Annotated in this window: 3 protein-coding genes; all 3 read right to left on the bottom strand. The window is 70.3% G+C overall.

Going from position 1 to position 2,534, the window contains the following annotated elements; genetic code table 11:
• On the bottom strand, positions 1-254 hold a 254-nt coding region (locus FDZ70_09165), incomplete at its 3' end, for a hypothetical protein (protein ID TLM70505.1).
• Between the two features lie 353 nt (positions 255-607).
• A complete protein-coding gene (locus FDZ70_09160; GenBank protein ID TLM70504.1) occupies positions 608-838 on the bottom strand; it encodes an antitoxin in 231 nt (76 codons plus the stop codon).
• A 20-nt stretch (positions 839-858) separates the two neighbouring features.
• Positions 859-2,534: leucine--tRNA ligase (locus tag FDZ70_09155; protein TLM70503.1), on the bottom strand; the 1,676-nt coding region annotated here is incomplete at its 5' end.

Genomic DNA, 2,534 nt, shown 5'->3' with positions numbered 1-2,534 from the left:
CCTTGGAAGAGCTTGCGGAGGGATATCTTCTGTTTGGCGGTGATGACGTCGGTTTCGCTGCGGAAGTCGGTGACGGAGATCTTCGCCTGATCAAGCTGCTTCGGCGGGAGCGCCATGCCCTTGTGGGTCGCACGGAGATAGCCAGTGGTGTGTAGCGTGATGAGTGCGGCGTCCACGGCGTCGCGCACCCGCGAGCCGCTCGGCAGCTCGTAGACGCCGGGGCGCATGACCGCGCCCACGACGTGCACGACCATGCGCGCGTCGATAGCAGCCGATGCCACCGCGGACGCCGAGACCGCCGCCGCGGCCGCGTCGCCGGCCCCTATCGCGTCGTCGGCCGGGAGGGCCTCACCCCCGCCACCGAGCCATGCCCACGCGCCCCACGCAAGCGCCGCCACGCACGCGACCGCCAACGCGACCGCGACGCGCGGATCCAGCCCGCCCAGTCCGGCACGAGCGAGCAGCTCGCGCAGGCGCCCGCTCTCCCCGAACACGCGCTCAGCGCCTCTCAAGCGACCGCCGAGGGGCGTGACCGCAGGCGGGGAGGAGTCTAGCGGCCGGGTCTTACCGCCCGCTTACCGGGATCGAAACGCGCGGCTCAGCACGCCTACCGGTGCTTCTCCTCGAGGTGATCGAGGTAGCCGCGCTCGTCGAGTCCTGCGCCCGCGCCGCGAAGCGACCGCACACGAGGAGTGAGCTCCACGTCCGTCGGATCAGCGTCCAAGAGCGCGAAGTAGTCGCCGACGAGTCGCGACAGCGACCGTCCGGTCTTCTCCGAATGGCGCTTCGCCCGGGCTACCAGCGCCTTGTCGAGCCGAAGCGTGAGATTCCTCTTCATCGCTCACTCACCCTCCCCGATCAACCCGCGACGATGCTCACGAGCTTGCCGGGCACGACCACGACCTTGCGCACGGTCACGCCCTCGAGGTGCGCCTGCACCTTCTCGAGCGCCAGCGCGGCCTCGCGCACGGCGTCCTCGCTCGCGTCGGCGGCCACGACCACGCGGTCGCGCACCTTGCCGTTGACCTGCACCGCGAGCTCGATGGTGTCGGCGACGCACGCGGCCGGATCCCACGCGGGCCACGCCAGCCGGTGCACGGAGCCGCTCCCGCCAAGCACCTCGCGCCACAGTTCCTCGGCCATGTGCGGCACGAACGGGGCGAGCAGCGCGGTGAGCGTCTCGGCCACCTCGCGCTGGAGCTCGGCGTCGCGCGAACCGGCCGGCACGGCGTTGCGGTAGTCGTACGCGGTGTTGACGAGCTCCATCATCGCCGCGATGGCGGTGTTGAGGTTGAAGCGCGCCACGTCGTCGGTGACCTTGCCGACCACGCGGTGCCGCTCGCGGCGCAACATCGCGGCCGCCTCGGAAGCGTCGGAGCCGTCCCCTCCCTCCTCGGCGATGTCACCGACGAGCGACCACACGCGCTTGAGGAATCGCGACATGCCCTCGACGCCGTCGTACGACCACTCGAGGTCCTTGTCGGGCGGCGCCATGAACAGGATGTAGGCGCGCAGCGTGTCGGCGCCGTACTTCGCGATCATCTCCTCGGGAGCGACCACGTTGCCCTTGGACTTGGACATCGTCTCGCCGTCCTTCTTGACCATGCCCTGCGTGAGCAGGTTGGTGAACGGCTCGCCGAACTCGATCAGTCCGAGGTCGCGATAGACCTTGGTGAAGAAGCGCGAGTACAGCAGGTGCAGGATGGCGTGCTCGATGCCGCCGATGTACTGGTCGACCGGCATCCAGTAGCCGGCCTTCGCCGGGTCCCAGATCGCCTCACCGTTGCGCGCGTCGCAGTAGCGCAGGTAGTACCACGAGGAGCACGTGAAGGTGTCCATCGTGTCGGTCTCGCGCCGAGCGGCGCCGCCGCAACGCGGACAGGTGGTCTCATAGAACTCGGGGTGGTCGGCGAGCGTCTCGCCGGCGGTGACGTCGACATCCTTCGGCAGCAGCACCGGCAGGTCGCCCTCGGGCACCGGCACGAGCCCGCACGCGGGGCAGTGGATCGCCGGGATCGGGTCGCCCCAGTAGCGCTGGCGGGAGATGAGCCAGTCGCGCAGGCGGAAGTTGACGGCCGAGCGGCCCTGCCCACGCTCGGCGAGCCATGCGGTGACGGCCTGCATACCCTCCGAGCCCTTGCCTCCGCGCATGCCGGTGAACTCGCCCGACTGCACCATCACACCGGGAACGTCGTACGCCTCGTCCCACGGCACGTCGCTGCGCACGCGCTCGGCGACGCCGGCGAGCTCCGCCATCAGCGGGTCGTCGTCGGCGAGCACGACCGGCGGGATCGCCAGACCGTACTTCCGGGCGAACTCGAAGTCGCGCTGGTCGCCGCTGGGCACCGCCATGACCGCGCCGGTGCCGTATTCCATGAGCACGTAGTCGCAGACCCAGACCGGCACCTTCTCGCCGTTGACCGGGTTGACCACGAACCGCCCGGTCGGCGCGCCGTGCCACTCGCGCTCGCCGCTCGCGCGTTCGACCGCGGTCTCCTTGGCGGCCGCGTCGACGACGGCAGTGACCGCGGCCT

It is taken from the genome of Actinomycetota bacterium, assembly GCA_005774595.1.
In the GTDB taxonomy this organism is placed as follows: domain Bacteria; phylum Actinomycetota; class Coriobacteriia; order Anaerosomatales; family D1FN1-002; genus D1FN1-002.
Note: the sequence above shows the minus strand (reverse complement) of the source record. Positions and strands in the feature narration are given on the sequence as shown.

Coding starts and splice junctions, on each gene's coding strand:
- FDZ70_09160 (TLM70504.1), bottom strand. CDS start 838: ATGAAGAGGAATCTCACGCTTCGGCTCGACAAGGCGCTGGTAGCCCGG.